Genomic DNA, 17,046 nt, shown 5'->3' with positions numbered 1-17,046 from the left:
CAATCCACAGAACCTGTGGATAAGTCGGTGGACAACCCCTGAAGGCAGCCCGCAAACCCCTGTGAAATGGGGCTTTCAGTCAAACTGTCGATTTTTTCACCAGCAAAAATTAGTGTTTTTTTTCATTGACTTAAGCCCTTAGTCAAGTCATTGGCGAGCCTTCCACAGGATGTTGCTAGAGCGTTACAAGTCTCCGGGCGAGTGTGTACAAGTGCACCAACAAACGGCACGACTGCGCCCGAAAAGGGTACATCCAGACAATTGCCGGGGTATTTCCCCCTCTTCACAGCAGGTGCATTAGGCGACATAATGGTCGGCTTACCGCAAGAAATAAAAACTTGCCAACCCTTGAATGTTCGCGTAGGGTTGCGCCCTGTTAGTACCCAGCTGAAGTCATTCTGGCCACTTAGTCCCTACAGCCCGACGCTCAAGACGAGCAGGCGCTGCCCCATCGGGACCGGCCCATTCGATGATTCACTCGGCAAACCCTGCCCAGCACGAATCACGTTTTCAGATTGATCAGGATCTTCCCCGATGCCCAGAACCCTGGTGTCGGTGTGCTGCCTGCCTTCTGTCGTACCTACCAGTCAGCCCAGCGCCACTTATTGCATGCGCCCCTCTGGCTGCCCTGTTCCAGTCAGGTTCTGCGTCTCCTTAATAAAGACGTCACTGGAACGTTTCTATTGTGCACGGATCAAACACCGTGTCTTACGCAGGAACATCCAACAATATGAGTAACCATCAACAAATCCAGGCTGCCTTTGGCACCCTTTCCCAGGCCTTCGCTCCACTCAAGTGCCTTATCGTTGCCCCACGCAAGGGCAGCTTCAGCTTCACCCTGGTCGACCAATACGGTGTGGCTTGCCACAGCGAGCGCCTCTACCCGGAACAATACAACCGGGCCGAGCCGCTGCAGGCCGTGATCGAGCGTGCGCGCCAGTCGTTGACGGCATGAATGAATGACGGGCAATTCACGTCATGAATACACCCTGCACGCGCCAGCCTGAAGGTAATTGGCTTAATCGCCAGCGGGCATATGCTCCGCGCCTTCTGGCTGCAATCGATTTAAAAACAGCCCTTTACACCACAGTTATCACACTACACTTCAACTCGAGCGGCACCTGCCGCTTCCGGCGGGCCTGACCACTCACCAGCTGCCAAGCTCCAGCGCCCGTCGGCCCTTTTCGTAAGAGGCCATCATGGGCATCGCTGCGAACGAGTTGAGTCGATACGTGATCCGACCGACCCTGATCTACCTGGGACGCCACTGCGACAGCGCAGAAGCTTTGTTACTGGGCGTTGCTGCAAGCCAGTCGGGGCTGGGGGCTGCCCTGCATGACCGACGCGGCCATGGGCTTTACCGGATCGGTGAGAATCGTCACCGTTGTTTATGGGACGAATACCTCGCACGCGACCCCGAACTGGCCAGCCTGGTCCGTGGCCTGGCCAGCCAGCACGCCTTCCTCGGTGGCCCGCACCTCGAACTCACCGTCAACCTGCGCTATGCCACTGCCATCGCCTGGATGCTGATAGAAGAGCAGGCCACGCCGCTGCCGGCCGCCGACGATCTATTGGGCCTGGCGCGGATTTGGCGGCAGACCTTCCACCCCCAGGGGCGCCTGCGGGATTTCACCCACGCCTGGCACCAGTGCATCGAGCCGATGCTTACCCACGCCTCCTGAACAGCCACGTCCTACAACCGGAATAAACGGAATTTTGGTCGGATTGTCCTACAAAACCGCTCTATCTCCTGCGTTCTAGCCTATAGCGCAGTGCGGCATTTGTTGGTAGCGTTTCGCCCCGGAGATCCCAAGGAGTTTCTAATAATGAAAAAAGTTATGCTCAAAACCTCTCTCGGCGTTGCCGTTGCCCTCGCTTCCAGCCAATTGCTCGCCAGCGGCTTTGCGCTGAACGAACAGAGCATCAGCGGCATGGGGACAGGTTTTGCGGGTCGTTCTTCTTCTGCCGAAGATGCCAGCACCGTGTATGGCAACCCGGCGGGCATGTCCCGCCTGAAGCGCGATCAAATGACCGTTGGCGGTGCCGCGGTCATCGCCAAGTCCGATATTTCCGGACGCGGCAGCAACAAAGGGGGGGAAATGGACGGCGACATGGTGCCTTTGGTCGGCGTGCCGATGGGTTACTACGTCAAGTCCATCGATGACCATTGGAGCGTCGGTTTCGGCGTCTACGTGCCATTCGGCCTGGTCACCGACTACGGCAGCGACGATGCCGCGCGCTACTGGGGCAAGAAAAGCCATGTTCAGGTCGTGACCTTCCAGCCGACCGTGAGCTATGCGTTCAACGACAAGGTCTCGATCGGTTTCGGCCCGACCATCAACCGCATCGAGGGTGAACTGGGCTCGAACCTGGCCAGTATCTCGCCGCTGCGTCCGGCCGATGGCGAAGTTAAGATCAAGGGCGACGACACCGCGGTTGGCTACAACATCGGTATCCTGGTGCAAGCCACCGACCGCACCCGCGTCGGCCTGACCTACCACTCGATGGTCGACTACAAGCTCGAAGGCAAGACCAAGGTCAGCTACCCGCTGCTGGGCCTGGACGGCAACAAGTTCGATGCCACCTTGAAGATCAAGACCCCCGAGTCGGTGGACTTCTCGGTCACCCACGAGCTGGACGACCAGTGGACCCTGTACGCAGGCAGCACCTGGACCCGTTGGAGCCGCCTGGAGAACATCACGGTCAACAACGAAGTGCCGGCAGGCCCTGCCGGGCAGTTCGCGACCATTACTGAAGAGCAGAACTGGCACGACACCTGGGCCCACGCCATTGGCGCATCCTACAAGGTGAACAAGGAATGGGTCCTGCGTACCGGCTTCTCGGTTGACCAGTCGCCGACCAACAACACCAACCGTTCGCCGCGCATCCCCACTGGCGATCGCAAGATCTTCAGCATCGGTGCCGGTTGGAGCCCGTCCGACGACATGACCATCGACGTGGCCTACTCCTACCTGTGGGAAGAGGACACCAAGGTCAACAACCAGCCGCACAGCCTGACCGAAGCTGGCCTCAAAGGCAGCTACCAGGCCAAGTACGAAAACAGCGCCCACGGCATTGGTGCTTCGCTGACCTACCGCTTCTGAGTATTACCCGCTGCATGAAATAACCGCCCTCGTGGCGGTTTTTTCATGCCTGCACGGGCCATTGCTCGCCCAGGCACTGTTGCAGGTATTCCATGAACACACGCACCTTGGTCGTCAACGCAAAGCGATCAGCCAGGCACAAGTAGACATCCATCGGTTCGGTTCGGGCGTAGGCGTGGCCGCCACCACTGTTTTCGAACAACGGCACCAGCCGGCCGGCATCCAGGTGCGGGCGCACAACGAATTCCGCCAGGCGGGTAATACCGCCGTCATTCAGGGCCATCTGGGTCAGCGCATCGATGTCGTCACTGATCAACACCCTGCCGAACCGGGCTTCGAAACGCAGCCCATCGCGCATGAAGCCCCAGGGCAGCAAACGCCCGTCCACCGGGTAGCGAAACACCAGGCAACTGTGGTCTTGCAAGCTTTCCGGCGTGGCGGGCCGACCAGCGCTGGCCAGGTAGCCAGGTGACGCGCAGCAGACAAATGGAATACGGGCGATATGCCGGGCCAGCAGGTGGTCTTCCAACTGCAGGGTGATGCGCAGGCTGACATCCACATCTTCGAGGGCGTGATTGACCTTGCGATCAGCCATCACCAACTCTATCGAAAGCAGCGGGTAGCGGGCGCTGAATGCCGGGATCAACGGCGCCAGCACATGCCGGCCGAAGGCTGAGGTCGAGGCGATGCACAATCGCCCCTGGGGCTCGCTATCCGGCGTGGCAACCGCCTGCTCGGCCTGGGCAAGGTCGCGCTCGATATGCCGCACACGCTCGTAGTACAGGCTGCCAGGCGGTGTCAGGGCCATGTTGCGGGTAGTACGGGTCAACAGCCGTACCTGCAGGTGTGTCTCGAGCCGCGCCAGGTTCTGGCTCACGGCCGCTGGAGTAAGTCCCAGGCTGCGGGCTCCACCGGCGATGCTGCCAGCCTCGACGACCTTGATGAAGCTGCGGATGGCATTGAGTAGGTCCATGAGATGCCTGGCTGATTCGTAAGTTTCTCTTTATAAAAAACTTACCGATCAACGTCTACAGCACCTCGCACAGCCGTTGCTAACCTGCGCCTCCACCCCATCATTCAGGAAGTACCATGACTGAACTCGCTACCCCGCGCCGCCGACGCAAGCTGCACCGAGGCACAACGCCCTATGTTTTTGCTTTTTACATGTCGGCCATCATGGCACTGCTGATGTGCTTTGTGATTACCGCAGCCAACGGCGGGATTGATGTCGATTACTTGCACAATGTGCTGAAGGCTTACCAACTGGCGATGCCAGTGGCGTTTTTCTGTGTGCTGATGGTTCGGCCAATAGTCCTCCGGCTGGTGTCACTGACTGTACACCCTGAATAACGCTAGGCCAGACACCCCGCGCCTATTCCTGAGCGCCTTCAAGGCTGCGAAGCAATCGCCTTGTCGATCGCCGCTCTGAACGCCGGATCATCCGGCTTGGTCAGACTGGAGAAGTTACCGATCACCTTGCCCTTGCGATCCACCACATACTTGTAGAAGTTCCACTTCGGCGCACTGCTCTGCCGGGCCAGTTCGACAAACATCGGGATAGCATCCTTGCCACGAACAGCCTGGGTCTTGGTCATGGTGAAGGTCACGCCGTAGTTGGCATAGCAGACCTTGGCGGTCTTCTCGCTGTCGGCGTCTTCCTGCTTGAAGTCGTTGGACGGCACGCCGAGCATTTCCAGGCCCTGCTCGCGGTAATCCTTGTAGGTCGCCTCCAGGCCTTCAAACTGCGGGGCGAAGCCGCAATAGCTGGCGGTGTTGATCACCACCAGCGGCTTGCCGGCGAAGCGCTGGCACAGGTCGATCTGCTCCTTGCCGCGCAGCTCGGGCAGGCTGCCCTGGAGCAGCGCCGGGCAGTCCGCCGCCCAGCTCGAAGTGGCGGCGGCCAGGGCCAGCAGGGGTAGGGTCAGCCAGCGGGCATGCATGATATCGGTCTCCTGCACATGATTCCTTGACTGTGCAGGGTAGCGCTTAACACAGGCTCATGCCCAACTGCATCAGTGCCAGGCCACCCTTGTGCCAGCCCCACCACACCAGCGCCAATACCAGCACTGCGACAACCAGCAGCAGGCCGCGGCCGAGCAGGCGGTTCATGCCGCCTGGGCCTGCAAGCGGGCGACCGGGCGTTCGCGCACCGGCCAGTTGAGCGCCGCGGCCAGCAGGCTGAGCAGGATCGAGATCTGCCACACCAGGTCATAGCTGCCGGTCTGGTCATACACCACGCCGCCCAACCAGCCGCCAAGGAACGCACCCAGCTGGTGGAACAGGAACACGATGCCGCCGAGCATCGACAGGTTGCGCACGCCGAACAGCGTGGCCACGGTGCCATTGGTCAGCGGTACCGTGGACAGCCACAGCAGGCCCATGGCGATGCCGAACAGGTAGGCGCTGTACTGGGTCACCGGCGCCCAGAGGAAGAGCACGATGACCACGGCGCGCAGCAGGTACAGGCCGGTCAGCAGGCGCGGCTTGGACATGCGCCCACCCAACCAGCCCGCGGTGTAGGTGCCGACGATGTTGAACAGGCCTACCAGCGCCAGCACGGTGGTGCCGGTAGTCGCCGGCAGGTGCTGGTCGACCAGGTAGGCCGGCAGGTGCACGCCGATGAACACCACCTGGAAACCACAGACGAAGAAGCCCAGCGCCAGCAACCAGAAACCGGAATGCGCGCACGCTTCACGCAATGCCTGGCCGAGGGTCTGCTCGGCGCCATGGCTGGGCAGCGGGCGGTCGCGCAGCATGCCCACGAATGGCACGATCAAGGCCACCAGCAGGCCCAGCACCAGCAAGGCTGTCGACCAGCCCAGCCACTGGATCAGGCCCAGGGTGCCGGGAAGCATGGCGAACTGACCGAAAGAGCCGGCGGCGCTGGCGATGCCCATGGCCATGCTGCGCTTCTCCGCCGGCACGGCGCGACCGACCACGCCGAGGATCACCGAGAACGAAGTACCGGACAGGCCGATGCCGATCAGCAGGCCGGCACTGAGCGACAGCGACCAGGCCGAATCGGCAAAGGCCATCATCGCCAGCCCGACTGCGTAGAGAATGCCGCCGATGACCACCACCTTGGCCGCGCCCAGGCGGTCGGCCAGGGCACCCGTGAACGGCTGGGCCAGGCCCCAGATCAGGTTCTGCAGGGCAATGGCGAAGGCAAATACCTCGCGGCCCCAGCCGAAATCGGCGCTCATCGGCGCCAGGAACAGGCCGAAACCATGCCGCACCCCCAGCGACAGCGCGAGAATCAGCGCCGCCCCCAGAAGTACCCAACCGCTGCTCCGCCAAAGGGAAGTCATTGTCGTTGTCTCCAGCCCATCGCAAGGTTTATGCGGGTATATACCCGCTTTTAATCGTCGTGTATCAGGCGAGTTGCTCCAGCAAGCGCACCAACTCGTCGCGCTGCCCCTCACCCAGCCGCTTCACCAGTTGCGCCTGGGCCTGCTGCCAGGCCGGGTAGGCGGCATCCAGGCATGCCCTGCCCGCCTCACTCAACAGCACCACACGGTTGCGCTGGTCTTCTCCGTCGGCCAGCCGCACCAAGCCCTCGGCCTCGAGCACCTTGAGGTTGCGACCCAAGGTGCTGCGCTCCAGGCCCATGGCCTCGGCCAGGCAGGTGATACTGGGGCGGTCGAGGCGCTGGACATGACGCAGCAGGGAAAACTGGGCGACATTGATGCCGAAGCCGACAAGGGCCTCGTCGTAATGCCGGCTCACCCCACGGGCGGCACGACGTAGATGGGTACAGATGCATTCACTGGTCAGCATGGATACGTGTATATACCCGCATCAACGACGTTGCAAGACATTTCAAGGGGTGATTCCGGGCTGCAGCCGCCGACGGATCGGCTCGAACTCCGCCGCGGCCTTGCGCACCAGTGGATCAGGCGCTCCCGTGTCGATCGCCTGCCAGTACCGCCACGGCACCTTGGCCGAACCAAGTTCGTAGTCCATGCCGTCCCAGCTGTCTTCGCGAAAGCTATAGAACGCCCAATGCAACTGCTGGCGGTCAAGCACCGTGAGGACGTCCTCCAGGTACTGCCGACAACCGGGCAGGCGGCGCATGCAACCGAACTCGCCAACCACCAGGCGCGAACGCGGCAGCTTGATGGCATCGGCCCAATCGACCGGTTGTTGCAGGTAGCGCGCGACTTGCCCGGCGGCCCACTGCTGCGTCTTCCCGGCGAACGGTACCGGCCCCGGGTAGGCGTATGGCTCGCGCCGCGCCAGGTTCGGCGCACTGGTGGCGGCATAGGGCTCGTACATATGCACGCTGTACAGCACGCGCTCGCCCTCCAGCGCCGCGGGCCAGTAGCCGAAGGCGTCGGCAGCAGCGTACCAGCCGGCATCGACCATCACCGGCGTCTTGCCGTCGACCTCGCGGATCGCCGCCAACAGTTGCCGATAGAGCGCAGGCAGGTCACGCGGCCCGCCCTGCTCGCGGGCGTACCACTGCTTCATCCGGGCAAGATCGGCATGCTCGGCCAGGTCACCCTGTTTCTCAGGCGCAGGCTCGTTGACAAGGTTGTAGGCGGCGATGGCCGGGTGATCCTTGAGCGCCAGGGCAACATCACGCCAGAAACGCGCGGACTGGGTCCAGAAACGCTTGTCGTGCCACAGCCGGTCGTCGAAACGGCCCTGGTTGTTCTGCGCCCAGCGCATGCCAGGCAGCGACAGTGGCGTAATGACCACCTTGAGCCCAGCGGCGTGGGCGCGATCTAGCACTTCGACCAGCTGCCGCAGATCGCAGGCAGCCAAGCCTTGGTAATCGTCGGCATTGCCCAACAGGAAATCGCGCTTGGCCGGCTGCCATTTGTCGTACGACAGGCGTACCCAGCTGGCACCGTAGCTTTTCAAGGCATCGAAGTAGGCCTGGTCCGGGGGCAGGCGATTGAAGCTGTTGCCGCCATGACGAGGTGTATCCCAGAAGTCGATCAGGTCGGCGGCGTTGGCGGGCATGCCGGCAAGCACAAGCAGGCCGGCGAGGATCCAGTGGTGCATGCGAGGCATTCCTGGTGGTTGGCGAGCGAACGAGGATAGAACAAGTGCTTGGTATGGTTTTCCGTTTTCCCCGCAGGATTTTTCAGACGCGACCTACTGCAACGCCAGGCCAAGCACCACCACCAGTTCCAGCAACTCGAGCAGTGCCCCGGCGGTATCCCCGGTGGTCCCTCCCAGGCGCTTGCACATCACCCGTCGCAACCAGGCGAACGCCACTGCCGTCAGCAGCAACACCCATAGCACCGGCCAGCCGCCCAAGGTGACGCAGAGTGCCGCGCTGCCCAGCAACACCCACGCGGCGCCGCGCCGCGGCAGATGCTCGGCCAGTGCCGACCCGAGCCCACCGGGGCGCACATAGGGCGTACCGAGGAACAAACCCAGCAGCGCCGCACGCCCCACCACCGGCGCCAGCACCAGCAGGCCACCACCCCCCCGCTCGACCAGTACCCACAGGGCACAGAACTTGAGCAACAACACCAGTACCAGGGTGACCACGGCGATCGGCCCGCTGCGCGGGTCCTTCATGATCTGCAAGGTGCGCTCGCGGTCGCCGAACCCACCCAGCCAGGCATCGGCGCTGTCGGCCAGGCCGTCCAGGTGCAGCGCGCCACTGAGCAACACCCACAACGCCAGCAGCAAGGCCGCGTGCAGAGGGGCCGCCACGCCATGCAGCAGATGGCTGGCCAGCCACAGCAGCACACCGAACAGCAGCCCCACCACGGGATAGAACAGCAGCGAACGCCCCATTTCCTGTGGCGCCGGCATGCCCGGCAGGCGCACCGGCAGGCTGCTGAGAAACTGCAGGGCAATCCAGAACGGCAGCATCTCAGCGCACCTCGTGCAACTGGCCGTCCTCAGCCACGGCCAGGCGCACCAGCGCGCCATGTCCGACCTCGACCTGCAACAGTTGCTCGCGCGGCAGCCCGCGCGCACGCGCCAGTAGCAAGCGCATCACCCCGCCATGGGTCACCACCAACACCCGTTTGCCGGCATGCTCGCGATGCAGCCGCTCGACCGCAGCCAGCACCCGTTCGGCAAAGGCCAGCACCGGCTCGCCCGCAGGCGGAGTGAACGCATACGGATCACTCCAGAACAGCCCCAGGGCATCAGCATCGGCCTGCATGATCTGGGCGGCGCTCTGCCCTTCCCAGCCGCCGAAATGCAGCTCACGCACACCGGTCTCACGCTGCACCGGCAAGTTGACCCGTGCCCCCAGCTCTTCGGCAAACGACGCGCAACGCTGCAACGGTGAGCTGACCAGCACGTCCCAGGGGCCGGCATCGGCGACAGCATGACGCATCTGTGCCCAACCACTTTCGGTCAGGGCATCGTCGAGGCTGCCGCGCAGGCCGCCGCCGAGCTCGGTCTCGCCATGACGCAGCAGCTCGAGAATCATACCGGGCGATCCGCCACCGCGGCCTCGGCAAAGGTCGCCATCTGCCCATGCAGGGCGCAAGCCAGGCGAATCAGCGGCACCGCCAGCGCCGCGCCGCTGCCCTCGCCCAGGCGCAGGCCCAGGGCCAGCAGCGGCTCGGCCTCCAGCGCAGCCAGCAGGGCCTTGTGGCCTGGCTCGGCGCCCTGGTGGGCAAACAGCAGCCACGGGCGGCATTGCGGGTTGAGGCGCACCGCCACCAAGGCGGCGACACTGCAGATGAAGCCGTCGACCAGCACCGCCACGCCATGCTGGGCGCAAGCCATGTAGGCACCTGCCAGCGCGGCGATTTCAAAGCCGCCGACACAGGCCAATGCCCGCAGCGGTTGGTCAGCACGCAGGCCGTGCAGCACCAGGGCGCGCTCGATCACCTCGGCCTTGTGGCGCACGCCGGCGCTGTCCAGGCCGGTGCCCGGGCCGCTCAGCTCACGCGCCGGGCAGCCCAGCAAGGTACTGGCCAGGGCGGCCGCGGCAGTGGTGTTGCCAATGCCCATTTCACCGCCGATGAACAGCTGGGCGCCGTTGTCGAGCGCGCGCAAGGCACTGTCGCGGCCGGCCTGCAACGCCTCCGCCAGCTGCGCGTCGGTCATCGCCGGCTGGCGGGCGAAGTTGGCGGTACCGGCGCCCAGGCGCAGGTGGTGCACGCCTGGCAGGTGCAGGTCCGCGTCGATAGTGCCGAGGTCGACCACCTGCAGCTCGGCGTCCAGCTCGCGCGCCAGTACGCTGATCGCCGCGCCACCGCCGACGAAGTTGCGCAGCATTTGCCCGGTCACCGCCTGCGGATAGGCGGAGATGCCCTCCTCCACCACGCCATGGTCGCCGGCGAAGATCGTGATGGCGACCCGCTCCAGGCTGGGACGCTCGCGCCCTTGCAGGCCGGCCAGGCGTACCGCCAGGCCTTCGAGCTGGCCGAGGGAGCCGGCCGGCTTGGTCAGCTGTTGCTGACGGGCGCGGGCCTGGTCCATGGCGGCGCTGTCGAGGGGTTGGCAGGCGTCACGCCACCACATCGGGGTCATAAGGCTGGTCCTTTGAGCATGAGAGGAAGGCCGGCGACAGTCAGCACCACGCGCTGGCAGCGTTCGGCCACGGCCTGGTGCAACGTGCCTGCCAGGTCGACATAACGGCGGGTCAGTTCGCCCATGGGCACCACGCCCAGGCCGGTTTCGTTGCTGACCAGGATGATCGTACCCGGCAGTTGCGCCAGGCTGGCGAGCAGCGCGTCGCGCTCCTGCGCCAGGCGCTGATCATCTTCGAGCATCAGCAGGTTGGTCAGCCACAGCGTCAGGCAGTCCACCAGCAGGCAGCGCCCTTGGGCGGCTTCGGCGTGCAGCACGGCGGCCAGCGCCACGGGCTCCTCCACCAGCCCCCAATGGGACGGACGCCGTTCGCGGTGCAAGCGCACGCGTTCATTCATCTCGCCGTCCAGCGGCTGGCTGGTGGCGATATAGGTCACCGGCAGGCCGCTGGCTTCGGCCAGTTGCTCGGCCAGGCGGCTCTTGCCCGAACGGGCGCCGCCGAGGATCAGGCTGTGCATTTCAGGTGACTCCACACAGTTCGCGCAGACGCGCGGTGTCCAGGTGCTGCTCGACCAGATCGGCCAGGCGCTCGATATCGCGCTCGCGCAGGGCCTCGTAGTCGATGGTCTGCGCATCGGCCAGCCCGGCCCAGCGCAGCAGCGCGGCGCACGACTGGCTACCCTCGAACAGGCCATGCAGGTAGGTGGCGAGGATCTGCCCGTCGGCGCTGATGGCGCCATCGGCACGGCCATCGGCCAGTTGCACTGCGGGGCGCTCCAGCGCCAACCCGCTGGTGACGCCGGCATGGATCTCATACCCCGCCACCGGGGCCTGCTCGAGATCGAGCGTGCCCGCCACATTACGCAACTGCTTCTCGGATTCCAGCACGGTGCTGTACGCCAGCAGGCCCAGGCCATCACTGGAGCCGGCCGGCCCCTCAAGACCCAGGGGATCATGCACCTGCTCGCCGAGCATCTGCAGGCCACCGCAGATGCCGATGAGCTTACCGCCATAACGCAGGTGCCGAGCGATGGCCGTGTCCCAGCCGCGCTCGCGCAATTGCGCCAGGTCGCCGCGTACGCTCTTGGAGCCGGGCAGGATGATCAGGTCGGCAGGCGGAATCGGCTGGCCCGGGCCGATGAACTGCAGATCCACCTGAGGGTGCAGGCGCAGCGGGTCGAAGTCGGTGTGGTTGCTGATGCGCGGCAACACCGGGACGATCACCTTCAGCAGGCGCTCACCCTTTTCGCCCTGGCGCGTATCGATACCATCCTCGGCCTCCAGGTGCAGGTCGGTGACGTAGGGCAGCACGCCCAGCACCGGCTTGCCGGTGCGCTGCTCCAGCCAGTCCAGGCCAGGTTGCAACAAGGCGATGTCACCACGGAAACGGTTGATGACGAAGCCCTTGACCCGCGCCTGCTCGCTCGCCGACAGCAACTCCAGGGTGCCGACCAGGTGGGCGAACACGCCGCCCCGGTTGATATCGGCCACCAGGATCACCGGGCAGTCGACCGCCTCGGCGAAGCCCATGTTGGCGATATCGCCGGCCCGCAGGTTGATCTCCGCCGGGGAACCAGCACCTTCGACCATCACCACCGGATAGGCTTCGCTCAGGCGCTCGTGGGAGGCCAACACCGCCTGCATGGCGATGGTCTTGTAGTCGTGATAGGCCACGGCGTTCATGCTGGTCACCGCCCGGCCATGGACGATCACCTGGGCGCCGGTGTCGCTGTTGGGCTTGAGCAGCACCGGGTTCATGTCGGTGTGCGGCGCCAGCCGGCAGGCCTGGGCCTGCACCGCCTGGGCGCGACCGATCTCGCCGCCGTCGGCGGTCACGGCGCTGTTGAGCGCCATGTTCTGTGGCTTGAACGGCACCACGGCGATGCCCTGGCGCAGCAGCCAGCGGCACAGGGCGGTGACCAGCGTGCTCTTGCCGGCATCGGAGGTGGTGCCTTGCACCATGAGGGTGGTCATGCCGATTCCTTGTGGTAGTCCGCCAGGGCCTGGGCCAGGCGTTGTTCGTCAGCCGCCGTGGCGGGCAGGCCGAAGCGCAGCGCGCACGGTCGCTCGAACAGCCGCACCAGGATGCCCCGGCGGGCGAGGTAGTCGTGCAGGTGCGTGGCGCGTTCGTCACGCACGTACTGGAACAGGTCGCAACCGCCGCTGGGTGGCAAGCCTGCGCCTTCGAGCAACCTGGCCAGGCGCTGGCTGGCCAGGGCGCACCGGGCAATCTGCGCCAGGTGCGTCGCCTCGTCGGCGAAGCACGCCTGCCCCAGTACGCGGGTCGGGCCACTGACGGTCCAGGGCCCGAGCGCCTCGGCCAGTTGCCGCAACACATCCGCCTCGGCGACGACGAAGCCCAGCCGCACGCCGGCCAAGCCGAAGAACTTGCCGAACGAGCGCAGCACGATCAGCCCGGGTTGTCCGGCCTGATCGACCACACTGTGTGCGGGCGTGTTGTCCATGAAGGCTTCGTCCACCAACAACCAGCCACCCCGCGCAGCCAGACGCGCATGCCAGGCCAGCAGGCGTTCGCGGGGCACACGGCGACCGGTGGGGTTGTTGGGGTTGACCAGTACCAGGACATCCAGGCTGTCGAGTGCGTCCTCGACCTGGGCCTCATCCAGTTCGACCAGCGCATGCCCCGCCCGCTCCCAGGCATGCGGATGTTCGGCATAGCATGGCGTCAGCACCCCGACCCGACCGGTCGGGCGCAGGTACGGCAAGGCCTGGATCGCCGCCTGGGAGCCAGCTACCGCCAGCAGCGGCTGCGCGCCATAGTAACGCCGCGCCGCCGCTTCCAGGCCGTCCTCGGTCTCGGGCAGTCGAGCCCAGGCGTCCATGGGAATCGGCGGTATCGGGTAAGGCCAGGGGGCGATACCACTGGACAGGTCGAGCCACTGTTGCCGAGGGATCGCATACTGTTTCACCGCCCGTAGCAGGCGGCCACCGTGCTCAAGCATTCAGGTAGGCTCCCACGCAGATCAATAGCACCCACAGCCACACGCCGCGCTGCACCAGGCTCCAGCCACGCTCGATGGCGTCGGCGTCGGCCATCGGCCCCTCGCCCAGGCGCGGGCGTTCGTGCAGCTCGCCGTGATACACCGCCGGGCCACCCAGCTCCACCCCCAGGGCTCCGGCCCCCGCCGCCATCACCGGGCCGGCGTTGGGGCTGTCCCACAGCGGCGCCTGCTTGCGCCAGCAGGCCAGGGCCAACCGAGTCTTGCCCAGCAGCGCATAGGTCAGCGCCACCAGCCTGGCGGGAATATAATTCAGCCCATCGTCGATGCGCGCCGCGCACCAGCCGAAGCGCTCGAAACGGTCGTTGCGATAGCCCCACATGGCATCCAGGGTATTGCTCAGGCGATACAGCACCACCCCAGGCGCCCCGGCCACGACGAACCAGAACAGCGCGGCGAATACCGCATCGCTGCCGTTCTCCAGCACCGACTCGGTAGCCGCCCGGGCCACGGCAGGTTCGTCCAGTTCGCGGGTCTCGCGACTGACCAGGTAACCGACGCGCCGCCGCGCCTCCTCCAGGTCGCCCTGACGCAGTGCCTGGGCCACCGGCAGCACATGCTCGCCGAGGCTGCGCAGGCCCAGGGCGCAGTACAGCGCCAGCACGTCCACCAGCCAGCCGATAGCGGGCAGCCAGGAAAGGATCAGCGCCAGCAAGGTCAGCGGCACCACCGCCAGGAACCAGGCCGTGACACCGTGGCTGCGCCAGCCCCGGCCACCGGCGTTGAAGCGCTGCTCAAGGCGCGCGGCAAGGTTGCCGAAACCGACCAAGGGATGGCGCCGCCGCGGTTCGCCCAGCAGTGCATCCAGGGCCACGCCGGCCACGGTCAGCAAGGCCACGCTCATGGGCATTCCCCCCATTGGTTCTCGTACAGCATGTCACTCAACGGCCGTTGCTCGGCCCAGTCTTCCAGCACCAGCATCGGCGCCGGATAGAATTCGGTCACCGGCCCCAGGCACAGCACCGCCACGGGCTTGGCGCCTGCGGGCATGCCCAGCAGATCGGCCAGGGCCTGCGGCTCGAACAACGACACCCAGCCCATGCCGAGCCCTTCGGCCCGCGCCGCCAGCCACAGGTTCTGGATGGCGCAGGCCAGCGAAGCCAGGTCCATCTCCGGCAGGGTGCGGCGGCCGAAAACATGCGCCTCGCGCTTGTCCATCAGCGCAGCCACCAGCACCTCGGCGCAGTCGTTGATGCCATCGACCTTGAGCTTCATGAACTCATCGGAGCGTTCGCCCAGGGCTTCGGCGGTGCGCACCCGCTCCTCCTCCACCAAAGCCTGGATACGTTCGCGCAAATCACGCTGGCTGATACGAATGAAGCGCCAGGGCTGCATCAGGCCCACGCTGGGGGCCTGGTGAGCGGCGGCCAGCAGACGCCCCAGCAACTCGGGCGCCACCTCGCCGCCGGCAAAATGGCGCATGTCGCGGCGCTCGCCGATGGCCCGGTAGATCGCCGCGCGCTCAACGGCGCTGTACGCGTGTTCGCTCATGGTCGCAACAGCGCCGCCGCCGCGTCGGGGTTGGACGGAAAATAGAAGTGTACGTAGGAAGCGGTCAGCCGCCCAAGGCGGTAGACCGCCTCGTTGCCGCGTCCGCCATTGGGGCTCAGGCCACGGGCAATCGGTTCCAGCTCGGTGCTGGTCAGCGAATGGTGATAGGTGTGGCCGCGCAGGGTGCCTTCGGGCAACTCGACGGCCTGCAGGGCCAGGGCCGCCAGGCGCTTCTGCATGGTTGCCTCGCCCGGCAGCAGGCCTGCCAGCGATGCACGCACACCGGCCACATCGGTCAGTGCGTCGAGCAGGTAGAGCATGCCGCCACATTCGGCCAGCAGCGGCTTGCCCTCGGCGTGGTGGCCACGGATCGCCCCCAGCATGGGAGCGTTGGCGGCCAGGGCCTGATGGTGCAACTCCGGGTAGCCGCCTGGCAGGTACAGGCTGTCTACATCAGGCAACTCCCGATCATGCAACGGCGAGAAGAATTCGAGCTGCGCGCCGAGGCTGCGCAGCAGGTCCAGGTTAGCGCCATAGGTGAAGGCGAAGGCTTCGTCGTGGGCCACCCCGATGCGCACCCCGGCAAGCGGCGTGGTTACGCCCAGCGGCTCAGGCCGGGCAAAACCGACCGGTGGCGGCAATGCGGCATCGCAGCTGGCACCGAGCGCTTCGGCGGCGGCATCCAGGCGCGCGTCCAGGTCGTTGAGTTCACTGGCCTGGACCAGGCCCAGGTGGCGGCTGGGCAGCTCGATGCCACGCTCGCGGGACAACCCGCCGTACCAGCGCAGGCCTTCGGTGAGACTGCCTTCGAGCAACTGCGCATGGCGCAGGCTGCCAACCCGGTTGGCCAGCACTCCGGCGAACGGCAGGTCGGGCTGGTAGCGCGCCAGGCCCAGTGCCAGGGCGCCGAAGGTCTGGGCCATGGCCGTGCCATCGATCACCGCCAGCACCGGCACGCCGAAATGGCGGGCCAGGTCGGCGCTCGACGGCGTGCCGTCGAACAGCCCCATCACGCCTTCGATCAGGATCAGGTCGGCCTCGCCCGCCGCTTCCCACAGCAGGCGACGACTCTCCTCGGCACCGATCATCCACAAGTCCAGCTGGTAGACCGGCGCACCGCTGGCGCGCTCGAGGATCATCGGGTCGAGAAAGTCAGGCCCACACTTGAACACCCGCACCTTGCGCCCGAGGTTGCGGTGCAGGCGGGCCAGAGCGGCGGTCACCGTGGTCTTGCCCTGGCCCGAGGCCGGGGCAGCGATCAGCACGGCGGGGCATTGGCGTGAGTCACTCACAGCTCGACGCCCTTCTGTGCGCGGATACCGGCCTGGAAGGCGTGCTTGAGCATGCCCATCTCGGTGACGGTGTCGGCCAGTTCGATCATTTCGGGCTTGGCCGCACGGCCGGTGACGATCACATGCTGCATCGGTGGGCGGGCCTGGATGTCCGATAGCACCTGGTCGAGGTCGAGGTAGCCATGCTTGAGGGCGATGTTCAGCTCATCGAGCACCACGAACTGGATCGACGGATCCTGCAGCAACTGGCGCGATACCGCCCAGGCCGCTTCGGCAGCGGCGATGTCGCGCTGGCGGTCCTGGGTCTCCCAGGTGAAGCCCTCGCCCATCACGTGATAGCGCACCTGCTCGGGGAAGCGGCGGAAGAACAGCTCTTCACCGGTGCTGTTGCGGCCCTTGATGAACTGCACCACGCCGCACTGCATGCCATGGCCCAGGGCCCGGGCGAGCATGCCGAAAGCCGAGCTGCTCTTGCCCTTGCCATTGCCGGTCAGTACCAGCAGCAGGCCGCATTCGTTGGGGGAATTGGCGATGCGCTCGTCGATGATCGCCTTCTTGCGCAGCATGCGCGCCAGGTGACGTTCGTCGCGTTCGGTGGATTCGCTCATCAGGGGTCTCCGCAGGCTGTCGCCGGTTGGCGACAGGGAAAAGGCGGGCAGACGGAGAACGCGCAGGGGCCGT

The 17,046-nt window shown here is 65.4% G+C and carries 20 protein-coding genes; 4 read left to right on the top strand and 16 right to left on the bottom strand.

Features of this window, described 5'->3' with window-relative positions; all coding sequences use genetic code 11:
* Positions 1 to 730: 730 nt before the first annotated feature.
* The 3 genes from LOY42_RS06800 to LOY42_RS06790 all read left to right on the top strand — a co-directional run bounded on the left by LOY42_RS06800 (position 731) and on the right by LOY42_RS06790 (position 3,104).
* Complete coding sequence (locus LOY42_RS06800; RefSeq protein WP_102683648.1) at positions 731 to 955, top strand: hypothetical protein; 225 nt, start codon at positions 731 to 733, stop codon at positions 953 to 955.
* Positions 956 to 1,199: 244 nt separating this feature from the next.
* Positions 1,200 to 1,682 (top strand): hypothetical protein, encoded by a 483-nt coding sequence (locus LOY42_RS06795; protein ID WP_102683647.1) that lies wholly within the window; start codon positions 1,200 to 1,202, stop codon positions 1,680 to 1,682.
* A gap of 144 nt (positions 1,683 to 1,826) precedes the next feature.
* Positions 1,827 to 3,104 carry an OmpP1/FadL family transporter gene (locus LOY42_RS06790; protein ID WP_102683646.1) on the top strand — a complete coding sequence of 426 codons (1,278 nt, stop codon included), beginning with the start codon at positions 1,827 to 1,829 and terminating at the stop codon, positions 3,102 to 3,104.
* Between the two features lie 43 nt (positions 3,105 to 3,147).
* Here the strand turns inward: LOY42_RS06790 and LOY42_RS06785 are convergent, their stop codons facing one another.
* Complete coding sequence (locus LOY42_RS06785; protein WP_258600090.1) at positions 3,148 to 4,077, bottom strand: LysR family transcriptional regulator; 930 nt, start codon at positions 4,075 to 4,077, stop codon at positions 3,148 to 3,150.
* Positions 4,078 to 4,193: 116 nt separating this feature from the next.
* On the opposite strand from LOY42_RS06785, the gene LOY42_RS06780 reads away from it, so the two are divergent.
* Positions 4,194 to 4,454: a DUF2798 domain-containing protein gene (locus tag LOY42_RS06780; protein ID WP_023632423.1), complete on the top strand. Its 261-nt coding sequence runs from the start codon at positions 4,194 to 4,196 to the stop codon at positions 4,452 to 4,454.
* Between the two features lie 38 nt (positions 4,455 to 4,492).
* Here the strand turns inward: LOY42_RS06780 and LOY42_RS06775 are convergent, their stop codons facing one another.
* The 15 genes from LOY42_RS06775 to cobO form a co-directional block, all read right to left on the bottom strand.
* Positions 4,493 to 5,044 (bottom strand): glutathione peroxidase, encoded by a 552-nt coding sequence (locus tag LOY42_RS06775; protein WP_023632422.1) that lies wholly within the window; start codon positions 5,042 to 5,044, stop codon positions 4,493 to 4,495.
* A gap of 46 nt (positions 5,045 to 5,090) precedes the next feature.
* Complete coding sequence (locus LOY42_RS06770; RefSeq protein WP_256659337.1) at positions 5,091 to 5,213, bottom strand: hypothetical protein; 123 nt, start codon at positions 5,211 to 5,213, stop codon at positions 5,091 to 5,093.
* Complete coding sequence (locus LOY42_RS06765) at positions 5,210 to 6,412, bottom strand: MFS transporter (RefSeq protein ID WP_139673526.1); 1,203 nt, start codon at positions 6,410 to 6,412, stop codon at positions 5,210 to 5,212. Before LOY42_RS06765 ends, LOY42_RS06770 begins: the two co-directional genes overlap by 4 nt.
* Positions 6,413 to 6,476: 64 nt before the next feature.
* Positions 6,477 to 6,881 (bottom strand): MarR family winged helix-turn-helix transcriptional regulator, encoded by a 405-nt coding sequence (locus tag LOY42_RS06760; RefSeq protein WP_102683641.1) that lies wholly within the window; start codon positions 6,879 to 6,881, stop codon positions 6,477 to 6,479.
* A 42-nt stretch (positions 6,882 to 6,923) separates the two neighbouring features.
* Positions 6,924 to 8,114 carry a cellulase family glycosylhydrolase gene (locus LOY42_RS06755; RefSeq protein ID WP_198754006.1) on the bottom strand — a complete coding sequence of 397 codons (1,191 nt, stop codon included), beginning with the start codon at positions 8,112 to 8,114 and terminating at the stop codon, positions 6,924 to 6,926.
* Between the two features lie 93 nt (positions 8,115 to 8,207).
* On the bottom strand, positions 8,208 to 8,939 hold the full coding sequence (locus LOY42_RS06750) for an adenosylcobinamide-GDP ribazoletransferase (RefSeq protein WP_258600089.1): 732 nt from the start codon (positions 8,937 to 8,939) through the stop codon (positions 8,208 to 8,210).
* A gap of 1 nt (position 8,940) precedes the next feature.
* Positions 8,941 to 9,510, bottom strand: a complete 570-nt coding sequence (gene cobC / locus LOY42_RS06745; protein WP_258600088.1) for an alpha-ribazole phosphatase family protein — start codon at positions 9,508 to 9,510, stop codon at positions 8,941 to 8,943.
* Complete coding sequence (gene cobT, locus LOY42_RS06740; protein ID WP_258600087.1) at positions 9,507 to 10,562, bottom strand: nicotinate-nucleotide--dimethylbenzimidazole phosphoribosyltransferase; 1,056 nt, start codon at positions 10,560 to 10,562, stop codon at positions 9,507 to 9,509. Before cobT ends, cobC begins: the two co-directional genes overlap by 4 nt.
* Complete coding sequence (gene cobU, locus LOY42_RS06735) at positions 10,559 to 11,080, bottom strand: bifunctional adenosylcobinamide kinase/adenosylcobinamide-phosphate guanylyltransferase (RefSeq protein ID WP_198754002.1); 522 nt, start codon at positions 11,078 to 11,080, stop codon at positions 10,559 to 10,561. Before cobU ends, cobT begins: the two co-directional genes overlap by 4 nt.
* Before the next feature lies 1 nt (position 11,081).
* On the bottom strand, positions 11,082 to 12,536 hold the full coding sequence (locus tag LOY42_RS06730) for a cobyric acid synthase (RefSeq protein ID WP_258600086.1): 1,455 nt from the start codon (positions 12,534 to 12,536) through the stop codon (positions 11,082 to 11,084).
* Entirely contained in the window at positions 12,533 to 13,525 is a 993-nt protein-coding gene (gene cobD / locus LOY42_RS06725; RefSeq protein ID WP_258600085.1) for a threonine-phosphate decarboxylase CobD, read from the bottom strand. Before cobD ends, LOY42_RS06730 begins: the two co-directional genes overlap by 4 nt.
* Positions 13,518 to 14,426: an adenosylcobinamide-phosphate synthase CbiB gene (gene cbiB / locus LOY42_RS06720; RefSeq protein WP_102683633.1), complete on the bottom strand. Its 909-nt coding sequence runs from the start codon at positions 14,424 to 14,426 to the stop codon at positions 13,518 to 13,520. Before cbiB ends, cobD begins: the two co-directional genes overlap by 8 nt.
* Positions 14,423 to 15,073, bottom strand: a complete 651-nt coding sequence (bluB, locus tag LOY42_RS06715; protein ID WP_258600083.1) for a 5,6-dimethylbenzimidazole synthase — start codon at positions 15,071 to 15,073, stop codon at positions 14,423 to 14,425. The genes cbiB and bluB overlap by 4 nt, the downstream gene beginning before the upstream one ends.
* Positions 15,070 to 16,365, bottom strand: coding sequence for a cobyrinate a,c-diamide synthase (locus LOY42_RS06710; RefSeq protein ID WP_102683631.1), 1,296 nt, complete (start codon positions 16,363 to 16,365; stop codon positions 15,070 to 15,072). The genes bluB and LOY42_RS06710 overlap by 4 nt, the downstream gene beginning before the upstream one ends.
* On the bottom strand, positions 16,362 to 16,973 hold the full coding sequence (cobO, locus tag LOY42_RS06705) for a cob(I)yrinic acid a,c-diamide adenosyltransferase (protein ID WP_046854540.1): 612 nt from the start codon (positions 16,971 to 16,973) through the stop codon (positions 16,362 to 16,364). The genes LOY42_RS06710 and cobO overlap by 4 nt, the downstream gene beginning before the upstream one ends.
* Positions 16,974 to 17,046: the final 73 nt, after the last annotated feature.

The organism is Pseudomonas sp. B21-023 (assembly GCF_024749165.1).
GTDB lineage: Bacteria > Pseudomonadota > Gammaproteobacteria > Pseudomonadales > Pseudomonadaceae > Aquipseudomonas.
The sequence above is the reverse complement of the archived record's forward strand: the minus strand, read 5'-3'. Positions and strand labels throughout refer to the sequence as shown.

Bases quoted from the DNA above. Each gene is read 5' to 3' on its own strand.
- cobD (WP_258600085.1), bottom strand. From the start codon at position 13,525: ATGCTTGAGCACGGTGGCCGCCTGCTACGGGCGGTGAAACAGTATGCG.
- LOY42_RS06790 (WP_102683646.1), top strand. From the start codon at position 1,827: ATGAAAAAAGTTATGCTCAAAACCTCTCTCGGCGTTGCCGTTGCCCTC.
- bluB (WP_258600083.1), bottom strand. From the start codon at position 15,073: ATGAGCGAACACGCGTACAGCGCCGTTGAGCGCGCGGCGATCTACCGG.
- LOY42_RS06765 (WP_139673526.1), bottom strand. From the start codon at position 6,412: ATGACTTCCCTTTGGCGGAGCAGCGGTTGGGTACTTCTGGGGGCGGCG.
- LOY42_RS06775 (WP_023632422.1), bottom strand. From the start codon at position 5,044: ATGCATGCCCGCTGGCTGACCCTACCCCTGCTGGCCCTGGCCGCCGCC.
- LOY42_RS06755 (WP_198754006.1), bottom strand. From the start codon at position 8,114: ATGCACCACTGGATCCTCGCCGGCCTGCTTGTGCTTGCCGGCATGCCC.
- LOY42_RS06760 (WP_102683641.1), bottom strand. From the start codon at position 6,881: ATGCTGACCAGTGAATGCATCTGTACCCATCTACGTCGTGCCGCCCGT.
- cobO (WP_046854540.1), bottom strand. From the start codon at position 16,973: ATGAGCGAATCCACCGAACGCGACGAACGTCACCTGGCGCGCATGCTG.
- LOY42_RS06770 (WP_256659337.1), bottom strand. From the start codon at position 5,213: ATGAACCGCCTGCTCGGCCGCGGCCTGCTGCTGGTTGTCGCAGTGCTG.
- LOY42_RS06795 (WP_102683647.1), top strand. From the start codon at position 1,200: ATGGGCATCGCTGCGAACGAGTTGAGTCGATACGTGATCCGACCGACC.
- LOY42_RS06750 (WP_258600089.1), bottom strand. From the start codon at position 8,939: ATGCTGCCGTTCTGGATTGCCCTGCAGTTTCTCAGCAGCCTGCCGGTG.
- cbiB (WP_102683633.1), bottom strand. From the start codon at position 14,426: ATGAGCGTGGCCTTGCTGACCGTGGCCGGCGTGGCCCTGGATGCACTG.
- LOY42_RS06730 (WP_258600086.1), bottom strand. From the start codon at position 12,536: ATGACCACCCTCATGGTGCAAGGCACCACCTCCGATGCCGGCAAGAGC.
- cobT (WP_258600087.1), bottom strand. From the start codon at position 10,562: ATGACCCCGATGTGGTGGCGTGACGCCTGCCAACCCCTCGACAGCGCC.
- cobC (WP_258600088.1), bottom strand. From the start codon at position 9,510: ATGATTCTCGAGCTGCTGCGTCATGGCGAGACCGAGCTCGGCGGCGGC.
- cobU (WP_198754002.1), bottom strand. From the start codon at position 11,080: ATGCACAGCCTGATCCTCGGCGGCGCCCGTTCGGGCAAGAGCCGCCTG.
- LOY42_RS06785 (WP_258600090.1), bottom strand. From the start codon at position 4,077: ATGGACCTACTCAATGCCATCCGCAGCTTCATCAAGGTCGTCGAGGCT.
- LOY42_RS06800 (WP_102683648.1), top strand. From the start codon at position 731: ATGAGTAACCATCAACAAATCCAGGCTGCCTTTGGCACCCTTTCCCAG.
- LOY42_RS06780 (WP_023632423.1), top strand. From the start codon at position 4,194: ATGACTGAACTCGCTACCCCGCGCCGCCGACGCAAGCTGCACCGAGGC.